Origin of the sequence: Micrococcus sp. 2A, assembly GCF_039519235.1 — a bacterium.
In the GTDB taxonomy this organism is placed as follows: Bacteria; Actinomycetota; Actinomycetes; order Actinomycetales; family Micrococcaceae; genus Micrococcus.
In genome coordinates this window covers 2,280,862-2,297,408 of sequence record NZ_CP154351.1, presented here as the reverse complement: position 1 = coordinate 2,297,408, position 16,547 = coordinate 2,280,862, and the positions used below count along the sequence as shown (strand labels likewise).

Annotated in this window: 20 protein-coding genes and 1 tRNA gene; 1 reads left to right on the top strand and 20 read right to left on the bottom strand. The window is 66.4% G+C overall.

Annotated elements, in window-relative coordinates; all coding sequences use genetic code 11:
• Positions 1-141 precede the first annotated feature (141 nt).
• The 12 genes from AAG742_RS10595 to AAG742_RS10540 form a co-directional block, all read right to left on the bottom strand.
• Complete coding sequence (locus tag AAG742_RS10595; protein WP_237069497.1) at positions 142-762, bottom strand: class I SAM-dependent methyltransferase; 621 nt, start codon at positions 760-762, stop codon at positions 142-144.
• Positions 759-1,292, bottom strand: coding sequence for a GNAT family protein (locus tag AAG742_RS10590; protein WP_182488796.1), 534 nt, complete (start codon positions 1,290-1,292; stop codon positions 759-761). The genes AAG742_RS10595 and AAG742_RS10590 overlap by 4 nt, the downstream gene beginning before the upstream one ends.
• Before the next feature lie 832 nt (positions 1,293-2,124).
• Positions 2,125-3,066 (bottom strand): cation diffusion facilitator family transporter, encoded by a 942-nt coding sequence (locus AAG742_RS10585; protein ID WP_061873195.1) that lies wholly within the window; start codon positions 3,064-3,066, stop codon positions 2,125-2,127.
• Between the two features lie 2 nt (positions 3,067-3,068).
• Positions 3,069-3,419 carry a metalloregulator ArsR/SmtB family transcription factor gene (locus AAG742_RS10580; RefSeq protein WP_225348724.1) on the bottom strand — a complete coding sequence of 117 codons (351 nt, stop codon included), beginning with the start codon at positions 3,417-3,419 and terminating at the stop codon, positions 3,069-3,071.
• 175 nt (positions 3,420-3,594) lie between these two features.
• The gene (locus AAG742_RS10575; RefSeq protein WP_197459321.1) at positions 3,595-4,185 is read right to left on the bottom strand and encodes a LysR substrate-binding domain-containing protein; all 591 of its coding nucleotides are present in this window, start codon (positions 4,183-4,185) and stop codon (positions 3,595-3,597) included.
• Between the two features lie 323 nt (positions 4,186-4,508).
• Positions 4,509-4,655, bottom strand: coding sequence for a hypothetical protein (locus AAG742_RS10570; RefSeq protein ID WP_156491183.1), 147 nt, complete (start codon positions 4,653-4,655; stop codon positions 4,509-4,511).
• A 44-nt stretch (positions 4,656-4,699) separates the two neighbouring features.
• Positions 4,700-4,773 (bottom strand) — tRNA-Cys (locus AAG742_RS10565).
• Between the two features lie 15 nt (positions 4,774-4,788).
• Positions 4,789-5,307 (bottom strand): carboxymuconolactone decarboxylase family protein, encoded by a 519-nt coding sequence (locus AAG742_RS10560; protein ID WP_343282141.1) that lies wholly within the window; start codon positions 5,305-5,307, stop codon positions 4,789-4,791.
• Between the two features lie 13 nt (positions 5,308-5,320).
• A complete protein-coding gene (locus AAG742_RS10555) occupies positions 5,321-5,686 on the bottom strand; it encodes a helix-turn-helix domain-containing protein (protein ID WP_277246488.1) in 366 nt (121 codons plus the stop codon).
• A 41-nt stretch (positions 5,687-5,727) separates the two neighbouring features.
• Positions 5,728-6,405, bottom strand: a complete 678-nt coding sequence (locus AAG742_RS10550) for a hypothetical protein (RefSeq protein ID WP_343282140.1) — start codon at positions 6,403-6,405, stop codon at positions 5,728-5,730.
• 64 nt (positions 6,406-6,469) lie between these two features.
• A complete protein-coding gene (locus AAG742_RS10545) occupies positions 6,470-6,775 on the bottom strand; it encodes a metal-sensitive transcriptional regulator (protein ID WP_006214168.1) in 306 nt (101 codons plus the stop codon).
• Between the two features lie 10 nt (positions 6,776-6,785).
• Entirely contained in the window at positions 6,786-8,687 is a 1,902-nt protein-coding gene (locus tag AAG742_RS10540; RefSeq protein WP_343282139.1) for a heavy metal translocating P-type ATPase, read from the bottom strand.
• A 198-nt stretch (positions 8,688-8,885) separates the two neighbouring features.
• Here AAG742_RS10540 and AAG742_RS10535 point away from each other — a divergent pair, with 198 nt between their 5' ends.
• On the top strand, positions 8,886-9,008 hold the full coding sequence (locus tag AAG742_RS10535; RefSeq protein ID WP_255355161.1) for a hypothetical protein: 123 nt from the start codon (positions 8,886-8,888) through the stop codon (positions 9,006-9,008).
• 85 nt (positions 9,009-9,093) lie between these two features.
• On the opposite strand, the gene AAG742_RS10530 is transcribed toward AAG742_RS10535, so the two are convergent.
• The 8 genes from AAG742_RS10530 to AAG742_RS10495 all read right to left on the bottom strand — a co-directional run bounded on the left by AAG742_RS10530 (position 9,094) and on the right by AAG742_RS10495 (position 16,531).
• Positions 9,094-9,693, bottom strand: a complete 600-nt coding sequence (locus tag AAG742_RS10530; protein WP_158493366.1) for a YdhK family protein — start codon at positions 9,691-9,693, stop codon at positions 9,094-9,096.
• 97 nt (positions 9,694-9,790) lie between these two features.
• Positions 9,791-10,120, bottom strand: coding sequence for a ferredoxin (gene fdxA, locus AAG742_RS10525; RefSeq protein ID WP_088477532.1), 330 nt, complete (start codon positions 10,118-10,120; stop codon positions 9,791-9,793).
• A complete protein-coding gene (locus AAG742_RS10520; protein WP_101966206.1) occupies positions 10,117-11,352 on the bottom strand; it encodes an MFS transporter in 1,236 nt (411 codons plus the stop codon). The genes fdxA and AAG742_RS10520 overlap by 4 nt, the downstream gene beginning before the upstream one ends.
• Before the next feature lie 45 nt (positions 11,353-11,397).
• Entirely contained in the window at positions 11,398-12,543 is a 1,146-nt protein-coding gene (locus AAG742_RS10515; RefSeq protein WP_343282138.1) for an FAD-dependent oxidoreductase, read from the bottom strand.
• A 46-nt stretch (positions 12,544-12,589) separates the two neighbouring features.
• Positions 12,590-12,943: a metal-sensitive transcriptional regulator gene (locus tag AAG742_RS10510; RefSeq protein ID WP_006214162.1), complete on the bottom strand. Its 354-nt coding sequence runs from the start codon at positions 12,941-12,943 to the stop codon at positions 12,590-12,592.
• 66 nt (positions 12,944-13,009) lie between these two features.
• Positions 13,010-13,261: a YHS domain-containing protein gene (locus tag AAG742_RS10505; protein ID WP_006213356.1), complete on the bottom strand. Its 252-nt coding sequence runs from the start codon at positions 13,259-13,261 to the stop codon at positions 13,010-13,012.
• A gap of 53 nt (positions 13,262-13,314) precedes the next feature.
• Positions 13,315-15,585 (bottom strand): heavy metal translocating P-type ATPase, encoded by a 2,271-nt coding sequence (locus AAG742_RS10500; RefSeq protein WP_061873202.1) that lies wholly within the window; start codon positions 15,583-15,585, stop codon positions 13,315-13,317.
• 46 nt (positions 15,586-15,631) lie between these two features.
• A complete protein-coding gene (locus AAG742_RS10495; RefSeq protein ID WP_343282137.1) occupies positions 15,632-16,531 on the bottom strand; it encodes a hypothetical protein in 900 nt (299 codons plus the stop codon).
• Positions 16,532-16,547: the final 16 nt, after the last annotated feature.

The following is a 16,547-nucleotide window of genomic DNA, read 5'->3' as shown; positions in this document are numbered from 1 at the left end:
GCCACCTCACGCTCGCTGCCCTCGCCTACCTCCTGACTGAGGTCCAGCACATGCCCCCTTGACAGTGACTGGCACGATCACGCACCACCGGCGGTGGGCCGTTCAGGGGAAGACGCGGCGAGCCACCGAGTGGCGACGGACTCATCGGTCACGGTTGGCCTCGATCCATCCGTGGCGGCGTACGCCGGCGTCCTGCCGTATGCCACAGTCGAGCACGGTGAATCCCGCCGCGATCAACAGGCGGGAGAGCTCATCGACCGGCCAGTACCACGCCGTGGTGACGGCGTGATCGAAGGCCTCCACCTGGTCTGACGCGAAGAAACCCAGCAGCAGTGACCCGCCAGGGCGCAGCGCCTGGTGCGCGCGCTCCAGGAGGAGAGGCATCTCCACCGGCGGCGTGTGGATGATCGAGTACCAGCCCAGGATCCCGTTGACGGCGGCTACGGGCAGGGTCTGAAACGAACCCGGCTCCACGCGTACCTCCGGGTGGGTTCGGCGCGCATGGGTCACGAACTCTTCGACCGGCTCGATGCCCATCACCTCATGGCCCAGCGAGGCCAGGTGTGCGGTCCAGTGGGCCGGCCCGCAGCCGACGTCGGCCAGAACCCCATCCACCCGGTCGGCCCAGGCTTCGACCAGCAGCCTGTCGTCCTCGGCCACGGCGGTCATGGTGCCGAGCTGCTGGGTGTACTCGGCCGCGCGGGCGCCATAGGCGGCTCGGCTGGTGGAAAGTCCTTCCCGGGCGGCGTCGTCAGGGGTCACCGCTGCCCCTCCGATGGCGCGAGGAGTTGCCAGAGCTCGTGGTCCTGCCAGCGGCCGGCGATCCGCAGGTACTGCGGAGCCAGGCCGTACCGCTGGAACCCGTGGTGTTCCAGCACGCGGCGGGAGGCGTGGTTGTGGGGGAGGATCTCGGCCTGCACGCGGTGCAGGCCGAGCTCGCCGAAGGCGATCTGCAGGGCCTGCCCGACCGCGGCGGTCGCCACGCCGCGGCCCGTCGCCTCGCGGGCGACCCAGTAGCCGATCGAGCAGAACTGGCCGGCCCCGCGGACCACGCTGGCCAGGGTGAGACGGCCGAGCAGGTGCCCGGCGTCGTCGGTGATGACGAAGGCGTAGGAGCGGTCGGCGGCCCGGTCACGGTCTGCCTGTTCAAGGGCCTCGCGCTGCCCGGCCTCCGTGAACCAGTGGGCGGGGCGCTTCGGCTCCCACGGGGCCAGGTGCGCGCGTTGGCTCCGTGCCAGGGCGGCGAGGGCCTCGGCGTCGTCGAGGACGGCAGGGCGCAGACGGACGGGCATGGATCGAGCGTAGCGACCGTGGTCCCGCGCGCCGGTCAAGCGAGGGGCAGGAGGAGTCGGTGTCAACCCTTCAGAACCTGATCGGCGTATGAATCAAATTGGCGCGTTTCTGAAATCTTCGTTGCATCTCGACATTCGCTGCATCTCGACAGGGGGTGCTGCTGGTACCGGTGTAGAGATGCAGCGAAGATTTCACACGACACGCGGTGAACCCTTCTCGGAGCAAAACCTTCAGCGGGGTCTGTGAAATGTACCCCTCGGCCGCCGAGAGAGTCATCAACGCCCAGGGTCAGTACATCTAGCCGACCACCCTGACCGCTGCGTCGCGGACATGTCCCAGGCGCGCGCCTGACAGTGCGCTCATGCCGGGAAGGCGATTCTGAGGCCGTGCCACCTGCCGCTCGACTTCCGCCTCAGGCACCGGGTGCAGAGGAGTCACCTCTCGTGGTCGACGGCGGGCTATCAGTCGGGGATGCTCTCGCGTGCAGCCTTGCGAATCTGTGCTGAAGCGTGCTGCGAGGCAAAGGTCAGCAGTTGAGAAACAGCTGGCGGGCGTGAAGCAGGAACTGGTGACAGCTGATCGTTAGTGCCGGGAGGCTGAGGATGAGTCGTTGGCGGCCGTGCATCCGGTGAGCAGGAAAGCACCGACCACGACGGTGATTGCAGCGGTTTTCGTTCCGCCGTACTTCGGGAATGGCCTGAAGTTTTTCATGGGATTCCTTCCCGTGTCTGCCCGTGGTGCCAATTGGCCTTACTACCCCATAGGGGTAGTGCCTACCTGCGTGACGCGGAAGCGCCCCCGCCCGGAACGAGCCCGGGAGGGGCACTGCGTTCAGTCGTGCTTGCTGATTTCCGGTTCATGTTCGGCAATGTGCTCGGTCTCGATCTGGAAGGTCGAGTGATGGATGGAGACCTCGAAGTGTCCTGCGACGCAATCTTTGATCTCGTGGAGCGTCTGCGCGGCACGACCGTCGGTGAAACACTCGTCCTCGACGACGACGTGGGCGGTCAGGATCGGCAGGCCGGTCGCCACAGTGGAGGCGTGCAGGTCATGGACATCTTTGACATGGTCAAGTTCGAGGATGTGCGAACGCACCTTGTCGAGGTCGAGGCCCTTGGGAGTGAACTCCATAAGGACGCCAGTGGTCTCGCGCATGAGCTTGAACGCGCGAGGCACGATCAATGTGGCGATAAGCAGTCCGGCGATGGCATCGGCCTGCATGAACCCGGTCGTGGCGATGACGATCGCCGCGATGATCACTCCGAGCGACCCGAGGGCATCATTGAGAACTTCGAGGAACGCGGCACGCATGTTGAAGTTCGAACCGCGGCTGGAGGCGAGGATGGTGATGGCGATGATGTTCGCGACCAGGCCGATGATGCCGAATATCAGCAGTTCGCTTGCGGGCACCTCCGGCGGCTCGAACAGTCGCCGGATGCCTTCGATGGCGGCGTAGGTGCCCACCGCCAGCAGCAGTGCCGACTGTCCGAGGGCTGCGATCACTTCAATACGCCGGAACCCCCAGGTGCGCTTGGAGTTGGCGGGCTTGAGCATCAGCGTCGCGGCGATCAGTGCGACCAGCAGCCCGGAGGCATCGGTAATGGCATGGGCGGTGTCGGTCAGCAGTGCGAGGCTGCCGGTGATGATCGAGCCGATGGCCTGGGCAACGACGATCGTCGCGGTGATCGAGAATGCGATCCAGAGTTTCTTGCGGAAATCTCCGGGGTGACCGGTCTCGCTGGCGGCGGGGCCGTGATTGTGTCCTGCGCCCATGACTACTTCTTGTCCGTATCTGTCGCGTGGTGGGTATGTGGGAGTCGCAGGTGCGTGCAGAGCAGGGTCTGCGTGCCGGTGGCATCGAGGAGGCGTTCGGCAGCGGCGATGAGGGTACGCAGGAGCTCGGACTGTGCCAGCGAGTACCAGGTGGAGCGCCCTTCCGGGCGCATCGTCGCCAGGCCGCACTCGACGAGGAAGCCGACATGCTTGCTCACCGTGGACTGGGCCAGGCCCATGTGCTCGACCAGGTCCCGGACCCGGTGCTCCCCGGAGGCGAGGTGCTGCACGATCGCTAACCTCGTCGGCTCCGCAAATGCCTGGAACAGGTGGGCGTACGCTACTGTCGCCACTTCGTCGAGGGTTGCCCCCTTCTCTTGAATCATCGCCATAAGCCGATCATATCGCGCTAGAGCGATATTGTCGAGTGTGATCTGTTGCTCCGACACGGAATGAAGCTCAGGGGTCCCGTCGCACCCGAGGATGGGCTACCTGGGGGATGGTCGGTCGCATAGCTGCAGTGGGGAGCTACGTCAGCTGACCATCGGCCCCGGTGGAGAGCAGGCGGGGTGGGGAGCCGATGTCGATGAGTCGGGTGAAGTAGTCCTGTGCGCAGGTGGCGAAGACCCCTACCTGCGGGTGGCTCCTCCTCTGCCCTGGCCAGGTCAGCGCCACGGTCACCCGTGGGGCATCCTCGATGGGCAGATAGACCACCTCCGGCGCGCGGTGATTGTGCGTTGTCGCCTCTGCAGTGATGCCGATGGCGTCGCCGACAGCGATGCGGGTTAACCACTCGTCCGTGTTCGCCACCGAGATCGTGCGCGGCATGCGAGCAGTCGTACTCCACAGCTCCCCGGTGGCCGTCGGAGCGGTCGCCCAGACCGCCACCGGCCCGTCAGCGAGATCGGCTAGGGTCACCGACTCCTGCCGGGCACGCGAGTCGGTACTCGTCACCGATGCAACCAGGCGTTCGGTGAACAGCGGTAACCGCTCCAAACCCGGACCAATGGCACGTTTGGGTGAAGAAGAGCGGATGAGTGCGGCATCGATCGCCCCCGTCGCGCAGGGCCCAGATCGGGTCCGTCGGGCGACTGTATTCGATGAGCTCAGCGTGCCCACGCTTCCATTCCTGGAACAGAGGCAAGGTGTGACGGCCAAAGCCGGCCCAGGCGCAACGGCACCAGGATGCGCAGTGAGGCCGTGGTGCGATCTTCCAGGTGAAAAGGTAGGTTTGAATCCGGTTCCGAGAAGGGCACATGGGCCTGGGTCCGACGATCAGACTCTGTTGTGAGCCGCGGCCCGCCCTCGCCCTCGCAACGTTCAAGTGAGTAGATCCTGGAACGGCCGAACTTCAGACGGATGCCGTAGCCGCCGTTGGGTCCGTCAGGCAGAAACTCTGCCCCCAATTCTTCGAGGGCGGCCCGCACACGCTCCTGCTTCTTCTACGACAAGTCGTGTCGCCCCTTCTCGAAGTCGCGCAACTCTTCCTTGGTCACGTTGGCTTCACGGGCGATATATTGGGCGCTCACCTTCACGAGGATGCGCGCGGCGCGTGTCATGTCACCGTTGAAGATGTGCTGGCTCTCCATCACTCGCCTCCAACGACGTGTGTCCTATTGGGCTCAGCGGGAAGTGGAGGTGCCTACGGGATTCGAACCCGTGTAAACGGTTTTGCAGGCCGCTGCCTATCCTCTCGGCCAAGGCACCAAGTCGCCGGCGAAGTCAGTCGCCCGGCGTGAGGCCAGCAACCAGGTTGAAGGCGCCGGTGAGAATGTTCAGCGACACGACCCCGACGACATCAGAGATCTCACGGTCGCTGTACCCGTATCCCCGAAGCTCGTCAATCTGCTCGTCGGTGATCGACGTAGGCTCACGGTAGATCTGGAGGCCGAGCGCGATCATCGCCGCGACCGGGCTGGTCATCGCCGTACCCTGCTGGGCGAGTGCGATCTCGTCATCGCTGACCCCGAGCGATCGTGCCGCGCTGATGTGCGAGGCCAGGCACATTCCGCATCCCTGCTTCGACTGCACGGCGATCGAAACGAGCTCGCTGACTTTACGGTCGAGCTTGGCGCGACGCATGGCTTTGCTCAGCTGCAGATAGCCGCCGAGCACCGCCGGGGAGTGCGCCATCGTCGAGACCATGTCTCCGACCTGGCCGTGCCGCTCGACGAGATCGCCGAGCAAGTCTCGTGAGGCCCCCACTGCGGTCTCAGGGGTCAATCGGGAAAAACGGGGCATGATGCCTCCTCTGTCAGTTCGGTCGCGAGTTCGAGGTGGGAGAACCCGCACGAGTGCGTTCCTGCTGCTGATGTTCGGCATGGAAGATCGCAGCCTCAGCCAGCGCCCCGGCATGCACACCGTTCAATAGGTAGAAGTCGCGGGACTCGCGTCGCTGCCGACTCACGATCCCGGCCGACTCCAGGCGGTGAAGCTCGTGGGAGGTCTGGTCGACGGGAAGGTCGACGATGTCCGCCAGATGATTGGCAGAGACCTCGATGTCGCGAATGGCGAGGATCATCTTCACACTCACCGGATTCGCCAGCAACGCGAAGACTCCGACCGCCGCATTCAGATGCGGTGTGTCATACGTGGCGTGCACGTGCTCAACCTTCTTCATAGTCATCAATACTACCCCATACCCCTATAGGGTATCAAGGGTTATTCAATCGATGTGACGGACTTGGAGACGCGTGGCCGGGTGCGGCGGATCGGGGTGAGGCCAGAGGCGACGGGTCCGCGCAGGAGCACGTGTCCAGTCGGGAGGGTCAACCGCGTCCAACGGCCGGCGGTTGAGATCGTGGCCCCGTTTCCTCGGCTGAGGAACCCGAAGACGTAGGCGGCGAACGCAACGCCTTGTGGCAGCGATGCGAGTGCCGTGTCCGGGGTGCCCCAGACCGTGCCCCGGATCTTGCGGACGACATCGTCGCCGGGTTTGTCGGGAAGTGCTTGGGCGACGGCCTCGATGCCGGCACGGGCGCTGCGCATCAGCGTCAGGCTGGACACATCGGCAATAAGTCTCCACCCGTGTTGCGGGGGTTCGACGCTGGTCCAGGCGGGTGCCAGCGCGGTTTCCGGCAACGCCAGGGTCAGGGGGTCGGCGGTCGCGGTCAGGGTGTCGACGGTGACGTCGCACTGCAGCTCGGGGTCGGAGCGGAGCGTGCGAAGGACGAGGATCGTAGGAGTGCGGTCGAGCGGACCACGGGGCGTTAGCGCGGCTGCGCTCATGCGCAGCAGCCCGGCCGCGGCCTGCAAGCGCACGCCATGGGCACCGGCCTGCGCGGCCCGCTGAGCGAAGGTGAGCGCGTCGCGGGCGGACGGCGCGTCGGCAAGGAGCAAGCGCGCTGGCATCCTGAGGGTTTGTGCCCGCCGTGTCCTGGAACGCGGTGATCGGGGTCCGGGTTCAGGAGCGAACGAGCCGGTTGATGGCGTCGGTGGCTTCCTGGATCTTCTCGACGGCCGCCTCGTCGCTGAGCTTGGCGGCATCAAGCACGCAGTGCTTGAGATGGTCGTCGAGCAGACCAGTCGCAACCCCCTGGAGGGCACGGGTCAGAGCGGAGACCTGGGTGAGGATGTCGATGCAGTACTTCTCCTCATCGATCATCTTCGCGATCCCACGCGCCTGTCCTTCGATGCGCTTCATGCGGCCGAGATAGCGCTCCTTGTCGCTGATGTAGCCGTGCTGGTGGGAATCGGTATCGACAGACATGGGCATGTCCTTACTTCTGGCGCTCCAGGACGGAACGCGTGCTGGCTTCGGGTGTGAGGTCGATGCGCCGCAGCAGCTGGGCGTTGAGCGCGACAACCACGGTGGAGGCTGACATCAGGATCGCGCCGATCGACATTGGCAGGACGAATCCCACCGGTGCGAGGATACCGGCCGCCAACGGCACCGAAAGAAGGTTGTAGCCGGCGGCCCACCACAGGTTCTGCTTCATCTTGCCGTATGCGCGTCGCGACAGCTGGATGATCGAGAGCACGCTGCGTGGGTCGGAACTGGCCAGGATCACCCCGGCCGAGGCGATGGCGACATCGGTGCCCGCGCCGATCGCGATGCCGACATCGGCCTGCGCCAGAGCCGGGGCGTCGTTGACGCCGTCGCCGACCATCGCGACCCTCTTGCCCTCTTCCTGCAGCTGGGAGACCTTCGCGGACTTGTCCTCCGGGCGCACGCCGGCGAAGACGCGGTCGATGCCGAGCTCCTTGCCGACCTCGTTCGCGACCGCCTCGGCATCGCCGGTGATCATGACGACCTCGACGCCGAGGGCGTGGAGGGCGTCGACGGCGTCGCGGGATTCTGGCCGGACCTCGTCGGCGAGCCTCAGCCCGCCGACCACCTGGCCGCCGCGGAGAACGTGCAGAATGATCGCGCCCTCGGAGCGCCATGCCTCGGCCGTGCCGACCTCGTGCTGACCGGTCTCCTCGAGCAGCCGGGGCCCGCCGACGCGGACCTCCTGGCCGGAGACGGTCGCGGTGACGCCGACGGCGGGCGAGGATGAGAAGCCGCTGGCCTGCTGGAGGGCAAGGCCCTTGTCCTTGGCGGCGGTGACGATGGCCTTGGCGAGCGGGTGCTCGCTGTCGGCCTCGGCCGAGGCAGCGAGGGCGAGGACCTGGTCGGCGTCGAGTTCGCCGGTCGGCTCGACGCCGGTGACGGTGGGCTCGCCCTTGGTCAGCGTGCCGGTCTTGTCGAACAGGACCGCGTCGACCTGCCGCATGGACTCCAGCGCCAGGCGGTCCTTCACTAGGACGCCTCCGCGGGCGGCTCGCTCGGTGGCGATGGAGACGACCAGCGGGATCGCCAGGCCGAGGGCGTGGGGGCAGGCGATGACGAGCACGGTGATGGTGCGCACGACGGCCTCGTCGGGCATGCCGATGAGCGTCCAGACGACCGCAGTGACCAGCGCCGCGCCAAGAGCGAACCAGAACAGCCAGGCCGCGGCCTTGTCGGCGATCCGCTGGGCGCGGGAGGATGAGTTCTGCGCCTCGGCGACGAGCCGGTTGATGCCGGCCAGGGCGGTGTCGTCACCGGTGGCGGTGATCTCCACCCGCAGGCCGGAGTCGGTGGCGACGGTGCCGGCGGTGACGGTCTGGCCCTCGCCGCGAGAGACCGGGCGGGACTCGCCGGTGATCATGGACTCGTCCATCTCGGCGCGGCCGTCGACGATGGTTCCGTCGGCCGGGACGCTGCCGCCGGGGCGCACGATGACCACGTCGCCCACGTCGAGGTCGGCTGGGGCCACCTTGACGACGTTCTCGCCCTCGACGCGCTCGGCCTCGTCTGGCAGCAGTGCCGCCAACGAGTCGAGCGCCGAGGTGGTCTGGGCCAGGGAGCGCATCTCGATCCAATGGCCCAGCAGCATGATGACGATCAGCAGCGCCAGTTCCCACCAGAATTCGAGCTCGTGATGGACGAGCCCGAGCGTGGCGGCCCAGGAGGCGAAGAAGGCCACCGTGATCGCCAGAGCGATGAGTAGCATCATCCCGGGCTTGCGGGACTTCAACTCGCTGACGGCACCGGTGAGGAAGGGCCTGCCGCCCCAGACGTACATGACGGTGCCCAGTGCCGCGGCGACCCAGCCCGCCCAGCCGGGGACCTCGTAGCCCAGCAGCATGGCGAACATCGGTGAGAGGGCGACCGCGGGGATGGCGATGACGAGGTTGATCCAAAACAGTCGGCGGAACTGGCCAACGTGGTCCCCGTGCCCGCCATGGCCGCTGTGATCTCCGTGCCCACCGTGCTGGGCATGCTCATCGTGGCCGCCGTGCTCGTCGAGGCCCGTGTGGCCTGAGTGCTGCCCGTGGTCCATGGCGTGGCCCTGATGCCCGGTGTGCTGACCCTCGCGCGTGCCGTGCGCATCCGCCGAGGCGTGCGCGGACACAGACCCGTGGTGATGCTCGCCGTGGGCGGGTGTATCGGTTTCGTGACCGTGGTGCTGGTGTGAGTTCGGGTCCGTCATGATTCCTCTCCTCCGTCATCGAGCCAGGCCGATTGCCGCTCACCCGGTGGCCGGGCAAGCGAACGTCGGCTCAGGACGCTGGTTGGATCTCGCTCTCGACGACCCACTTGTGGTTCGTCATCTTCATGCCGTCCGTCTCGTAGTCGACCATGTAGACCGTCTCATCGGTGGACGAAGCGATGGTGGCCTTTACGCCTTCCATGCCTTCCATGTGCTCGGCGAGCAGAGTCACCTCTGTGCCGTCGGCCAGACGCTCGTCGCCGGCATCCTCAATTTCTTCCTGCACGACCCACTTGTGATCAGTGACGGGGTCGCCGCCACCTGCGGGCGTGTAGTTCACGGAGTACGTGTACGTGTCGAATGCGCCGGAAATCGTTGCTGTAGCCCCTTCCATGCCTTCCATGTGGTCGGCCGTGAGCTGCACCTCGGTACCGACAGGGTAGGTGGGCTCACTGGCTTCGGCGATACCCTCGGGTGCCGGTCCGCCGTCCATCGGGTGCTCCATCTCCTCATCACCGCTTTCTGCGTTGTTGCCGCCGTGGCCCTGATGCTCCTCAGTAGCCGAAGGGTCGGTCTGCTGGTCGTCGTCTGCTCCGCTGGCGCAACCGGCGAGCACGAGCGCCACTCCGAGCGCTCCCGCTGCCAGTCCTGTTCGCAGTCTCCTCTGCATGTCATTTCCTTTCATCAATATGCCTACCATATACCCCTAGGGGGTACTAGTCAAGGATTGTGTGTTGTGTCGGTATGGATCAATCGGAAGCCCCTTCTCAGAGGGTCTGCTCGTGTTGGATGGGCAATGCGGCGATGAGGGGATGGTCGAAGCCCGTCGGTCCGGTCTTCGCGGCTCCTCCGGGAGAACCCAACTCGTCGAAGAACTCGACGTTGGCCTTGGAGTAGTCAGACCATTCGTCGGGCAGGTCGTCTTCGTAGTAGATGGCCTCGACGGGGCAGACCGGTTCGCAGGCTCCGCAGTCGACGCATTCGTCGGGGTGGATGTAGAGCGAGCGTTCGCCCTCGTAGATGCAGTCGACAGGACATTCGTCGATGCAGGCGCGGTCCTTGACGTCCACGCAGGGAAGCGCGATCACGTAGGTCATGGCTGCTCCTCTCGGTCGGGTGCGGATCGGCGGTGAGAGCCGGTGGGAGGCTCGGGGAAGTCGTCAGTCTCTGCCGGGCCTGCGGCCGGGTGCGGGATGCGCAGGCGCAGGACGGTGGCGACGAGGCTGAGGGCGATGATGATCGCACCGAGGATCGTCATCGTCCCCGACAGGGTGAGCACCGGCACGAGCAATCCGGCGACGATGGTGGGCACGCCGAATGCCAGGTAGGCAACTGTGTAGATCACAGCCATCACGGCGGCGCGTTCCGACGATGCCGTGTGGGGCATGAGTGTGCGCAGTACCCCGAGGAACGCTGTGCCGAACCCGGAACCGACGATCGCGACCGAGGCGACATAGGCTGGGTAGGAACCGAGTGCGAGGGCGCCGATGCTCACTGCGGTGCCGAACGCCAGGGCACTGGTCGCATACAGGCTGATGGTGCGGGCGGAACGCCGCTGTAGGACGGAGGAGGCGGTGACTCCGGAGATCGCCAGTGCGAAGAGGACGATCCCAGCTTGGGTGTGCGTGGAGCCCCCAAGCTCACTGCCGACGAGGTCGGCTCCGAGAGCAAGGAAGAGTCCGTTGGTCGCCCACCCGGCGATGATCACGGGCACTCCGGCGGTGAACATGCGGCGTAGGTGCGGTGGCACGGTGAACCGCGGACGGAGGTCGCCACGTCGTATCTGGGTCTTCGGGGCCAGTTCCGGTGTGCTCCACACGACCGTTGCCACGATGAGGAAGGCAAGCACGAGCGACCCGAAGACGGCAGTTGTCGGTTCGGAGGTGAGATCGAGGAGAAGTGCAGCACCGAGAGCCCCGGCCCCAAGGCCAATCATTGGGCCGATCGTGTTCCACAGGGCTGCGATGTTCCGATGTGACGGGGACTCGAAGTCGATCATCATCGCCGACAGCGCCGGGATCAGCAGACCCGCTGCGAGCCCTTGCAAGGCTCGGGCGACCAGGAGCGCCGCGAGGCTACCGGCGAACCAGAACATGGCCACGCTCAGCGCCAGCGCCAAAGAACCGGCGGCCACGACCGGACGTCGGCCGACGTGGTCGGAGAGTGGTCCGAGGTAGAGCAGCGCGGCCAGGAGGGTGAAGGTGTAGACCGCGAACACGAGTGTGGTGGCGACGGGGATGAGTCCGAGCCGTTCGGCGATCTGGGGGTAGAACAAGGACGGCGCGCTGGCAGCGGCCATCATGAGAATGGTCGCTGCCAGCGAGAGCACGAAGCCCCACCGTGGGATCTGCCTAATACAGTCTCCCGCCATTGCCTATGCCCGCACGCCGTGGAGCTGCTGCCCCCACTGGTAGACGGTGCCGACTGCGTCGATGCCAGTGACGCCGACGACGATGCCGTCGATCTCGTGGCGGACGATGAACTCCTCACCGGCTTCCAGGTGGGCGTCTGCGCCGGCTGTGTACCCGACTCCGGAGATCATCTGACCGTAGACCATTGCCATGTAAGGGCTGCGTGGCAGGTAGGCGCCCGGATCGTCGCTAATGCCGAGGTCGTGCAATGCGGCCTGCGCGGCATGCGCACCCTGTGCGGCGGCGTCTTCCCAATGGTCGATGCGCCAGGCGTCCAGTGCTTCGTCGTGGTGCGTGGCCACGCCTCCGGCTGCGTAGACGTGGTCTGCCGCGGCGCGGAGGTGATCGTCGACGTCGATACCGTTCGTCCACGGTGACGGGGCTGCGGGCGTCGTGCCGAGCGCGAGGAGAAGGAAGTCAGCCACGACGGGATTTCCGTCGTTGAGGGTGATGGTGACACCGGATTCTGTTTCGTCGACATGCTGGAGAGTGCGACCGAATCGGGCCTGCACCTTGGCGGCATGGTCGGCGGCGAGGCGCTCAGCCACGGGCGCCCCAAACGCTCCGACGCCGGGAACTGAACTGCGGGAGACCAGCGTGACCATGTGTCCGTCGGCTTGCAGAGACGAGGCCGTCTCGGCTGCGATGATTCCACCGCCGTAGATCGCTACCCGCGCGGGTCGCCCCAGTCCGGTCAGCAGCTTTCGGATGCCCAGGGCATCCCCCACGGAGTGAAGAGCGGTGACCCGCCCTTGTCCGGCGTCGTCGCCGCCGAACACGTCAGCGGGTAGGGAGCGGGGCATGCTCCCGGTCGCGACGATGAGCGCGTCGTAGGAGACTTGTGCGCCGGAGGTCAGCTGGGCCTGCTTCGCCGAGGTATCGACTTTGAGCACGGTGTCGGCGATGACCTCGATCTGAGGCAGCGGGAGCTTGATCATCTCCGGCGGTGTCTGACCGAACGCGATTCCCTTGATGAGCATCCGCGTATAGGGCGTCTCCCCGGTGCGGGTCACCAGCGTCACCCGGACATCGTCGCGTGAGGCGAGAGTGCGGGCGGCTGCGGCCCCGGCTGCTCCCGATCCGAGGATGAGGACGTGCTGTGGGGTCATAGAAGAACTCCTGGATGCTGGTCGTGATCGAACTGATGCGCCGGCGTCAGGAGCGCACGAGGCGGGCGATGGCCTCGGACGCCTCGCCGAGCCTCTGCTCGCTGACTGGTCCGCCGGCGAGTGCGGCGTCGAGGACGCAATGCTTGAGGTGATCGTCGAGCAGGCCGAGGGCGACGTTTTCGAGTGCCCTGGTGACTGCGGAGATCTGGGTGAGGATGTCGATGCAGTAGCGGTCCTCGTCGACCATCCGATCGATGCCGCGGATTTGGCCTTCCAGGCGGCGCAGGCGATTGCGGTACTTCGTCTTATCGCTGATGTATCCGTGGACGGACGCGTCGCCGTCGCCTCCTGCGGGGCAGGTGTCGAGATGGGTTTCGGTGGTGGGAGTCGTAGTGGTCATGTCGGCTCGCTCCGATCAGGTGGCGGGGTGCCGCAGCGGTGCCGCGGCACCCCGCACGCTGGTGGATTACGCCATGTTGGCGGCGTACTTGGCTGGGTCCGAATCGAACGCGGGCCCACAGCCAGCGCAGCAGAAGTAGTAGCGCTCATCCTCGAAGTCGCGGTAGAGGCCGGCGGCCTCGGCGGTCTTCTTGCTGACCGGGGTGCCGACCATGACCGGGCAGGTAGTCATGTCATCGGCGCCCCCGCCAAGAAGGTTCTCGCGTCCACCGTTCTCCACGGCCGGGTTGGTCTCGTTCGTGCTGCAGCAGCTGCTCATTCTCTGGTGTTCCTTCGTTATTGGATTCGTGTGGATGGGTGGGTTCTCGTACGTCACTTCGAGGCGACGCTCGTGAACCCGCGCAGGCGGAGGCTGTTGCCGACGACGAAGACGCTGGAGAACGCCATCGCCGCACCTGCGAGCATGGGGTTGAGCATGCCGAGCGCAGCGACCGGGATCGCGGCGGTGTTGTAAGCGAATGCCCAGAACAGGTTGGTCTTGATCGTCGACAGGGTCTTCCTGGACAGGCGGATCGCGTCGACGGCGGCCCGCAGGTCACCGCGCACGAGCGTGATGTCGGAGGCCTCGATCGCGACGTCCGTGCCGGTGCCCATCGCGAGGCCCAGGTCGGCCTGCGCGAGCGCGGGGGCGTCGTTGACGCCGTCGCCGACCATCGCGACGATCTTGCCCTCTTCCTGGAGGCGGGTGACGACGTCGACCTTGTCCTTGGGTAGCACTTCGGCGATGACCTCGTCGATGCCGACCTCGGACGCGATCTGGCGGGCCACGGCCTCGTTGTCACCGGTGAGCAGCACCGGGGTCAGGCCGATCTCCTTGAGCCCGCGGATCGCCTCGGCGCTCGTGGGCTTGACGGTGTCGGCGACGACGAGGATGCCGCGCGCAGCACCGTCCCAGCCGATCGCGACGACCGTCTTGCCCTCGCCCTCGGCCTGGGCCTTCGCCTGTGCGACCTCCGGAGAGAGCTTCTGCGACCAGTCCGCCAGCAGAGACTCGCGGCCGACGACGACCGGGGTCCCCTCGACGATGCCCTGCACGCCCTTGCCCTCGACATTGGCGAAGTCCTCTGGAGTAGGCAGCTGGCCGACTTCCTGGGTCGCGCCCTTGGCGATCGCCTGCGCAATCGGATGCTCGGAAGAGTCTTCCAGTGCACCGGCGAAACGCAGCAGCTCCGCACGATCCACACCGGGCTCAGTGATCACGTCGGTCAGAGTCATCTTGCCGCTGGTGACGGTGCCGGTCTTATCGAGCACGACGGTGTCGACCTTGCGAGTGGACTCCAGCACCTCCGGGCCCTTGATGAGGACGCCCATCTGCGCACCGCGCCCGGTGCCGACGAGCAGCGCGGTCGGGGTTGCCAGACCCAGCGCGCAGGGGCAGGCGATGACGAGCACGGCGACCGCTGCGGTGAACGCGGCGGCGACGGGGAACCCGCCTCCCAGCCAGGCGCCGAGGGTGATGAACGCGACGACGATGACGATCGGCACGAAGATGCCGGAGATGCGATCGGCCAGACGCTGCACCTCGGCCTTGCCGGTCTGCGCGTCCTCGACGAGCTTCGCCATCTGTGCGAGCTGTGTGTCCGAACCCACACGAGTCGCCCGCACGACCAGGCGGCCGCCGGCGTTGACGGTGGCACCGGTGACCGAGTCGCCCTCGCGGACCTCGACCGGCACGGACTCGCCGGTGAGCATCGAGGCGTCCACCGCGGAGGAGCCGGAGGTCACGAGACCGTCGGTGGCGATCTTCTCGCCTGGACGGACGATGAACTCGTCGCCGACCGCCAGCTCAGAGGTGGGGATCTTCACCTCTACGCCGTCGCGGAGTACGGCGACTTCCTTCGCGCCCAGCTCCAGGAGGGCGCGCAGCGCGGCCCCGGCCTGGCGCTTGGATCGCTTCTCGAAGTAGCGGCCGGCGAGGATGAACATCGTCACGCCCGCGCCGACTTCGAGGTAGATGTTCGCCGCGCCATCCGACGGAGCGATCGTGAACTCGAAGGGGTGCGTCATGCCGGGAGTGCCGGCAGTGCCGAGGAAGAGCGCGTAGAGCGACCAGAGCAGTGCGACGGAGGTGCCCATCGAGATGAGCGTGTCCATCGTCGCCGCACCGTGCTTGAGGTTTGTCCACGCCGCCTTGTGGAACGGCCAAGCTCCCCAGATGATCACCGGTGCGGCCAGGGCGAGTGAGGCCCACTGCCAATACGTGAACTGCAGCGCGGGGATCATCGCCATCGCGATTACGGGAACAGTGAGCACGATCGCGCCGATCAGCCGATGCCGCAGCGAGGTGAGCTCACTGTCTTCCTCCTCCCCGGCCTCGGTCTCCGACGTGTTCGCCGTAGTGTCCTTGGGCTTGGGCAGTGCGGCCGTGTACCCGGTCTTCTCGACCTCGGCGACCAGCAGTGACGGATCGTAGCCGGCAGGCACGGTGACCTTAGCCTTCTCAGTGGCGTAGTTGACGGTGGCCGCGACGCCATCGAGCTTGTTCAGCTTCTTCTCGATCCGGTTCGCGCAGGAGGCGCAGGTCATCCCGCCGATCTCCAACTCGATGTCCGGCCCACCCGTTGGGGGCGCTGATGTGCTCATCCTCTTCCTTCTTTCTCAGCTCTCGTGCGACGCCGGGCCCTGCGGGTCAGTGGCCGTCGGAATGCGAATCGTCTGTCTTCGTGCCGTCACCATGCTCAGCGTCGATCACGAACTCGGCGGTGTGCACCTGCCCGTCGACCTGGAAGTCCAGGTAGAGCAGGTAACGGTCGGCGGTCGGGGCCTCCGCTGCGAATCCGATGTCGGGTCCGGCCGTGTCCCCGGCCTGGGGCTGGTCGCCCTCGGCGTGGACGTGCAGGTAGGCGAGGTCACCCTCGCGCAGCGCCACTAAGTGGCCGAACGCGCCCAGGTAAGGCTCCAGCGTGGTCACCGGCTGACCGTCACGCTCGACCGAGATGGTGAGCTCGCTTGAGGTGCCCGCAGTGAGGTCGCCGTTGAGGGAGACGGTGTATCCGTCGACCTCGTCGGTGGGCTGCGCCTCGGTCTCGACAGGGGTGAAGTCGCCCGCGACCTCGATTGCGCGGGTGAGAGTGATGCCTTCGGCTTCCTCGCCCGCGGGTGTGAAGTCGGCGTACACGCGGTAGGTGCCCGCCTCGTCCCAGGTCCACGGCACCGACCAGGTGCCTGTGCTCGTGTCGAGTTCGGGGTGCACGTGCTGGAAGCCGGCGCCGTCGGTGCGCACGGCGATCAGGTGCAGGTCCTTCTCGTGCGCGGTGGTGTATTCGGTCACCGGTTCGCCGGACTCGTCGAGGATCTGGAAGCTCAGGTCTCCATCCTCGCCTGCGGCCGTGGGGGCCTGGACCGGAGAGAGCACGAAGCCGTCCGCGCTTGCGGAGACCCCGTTCAGAGCGGGCTCCGCGGTTTCCTGCGCAGCGTCGCCGTGCCCTTCACCGTGTGCGTTCACGCCGCTTCCTTCTGCCCATGCTGCTGCGAAGCTATCGGGAATGACGGCGCCGGCGAGGCCGAAGGCCCCGCCGAACGCCACCACCAACCCGGCCCCGTAG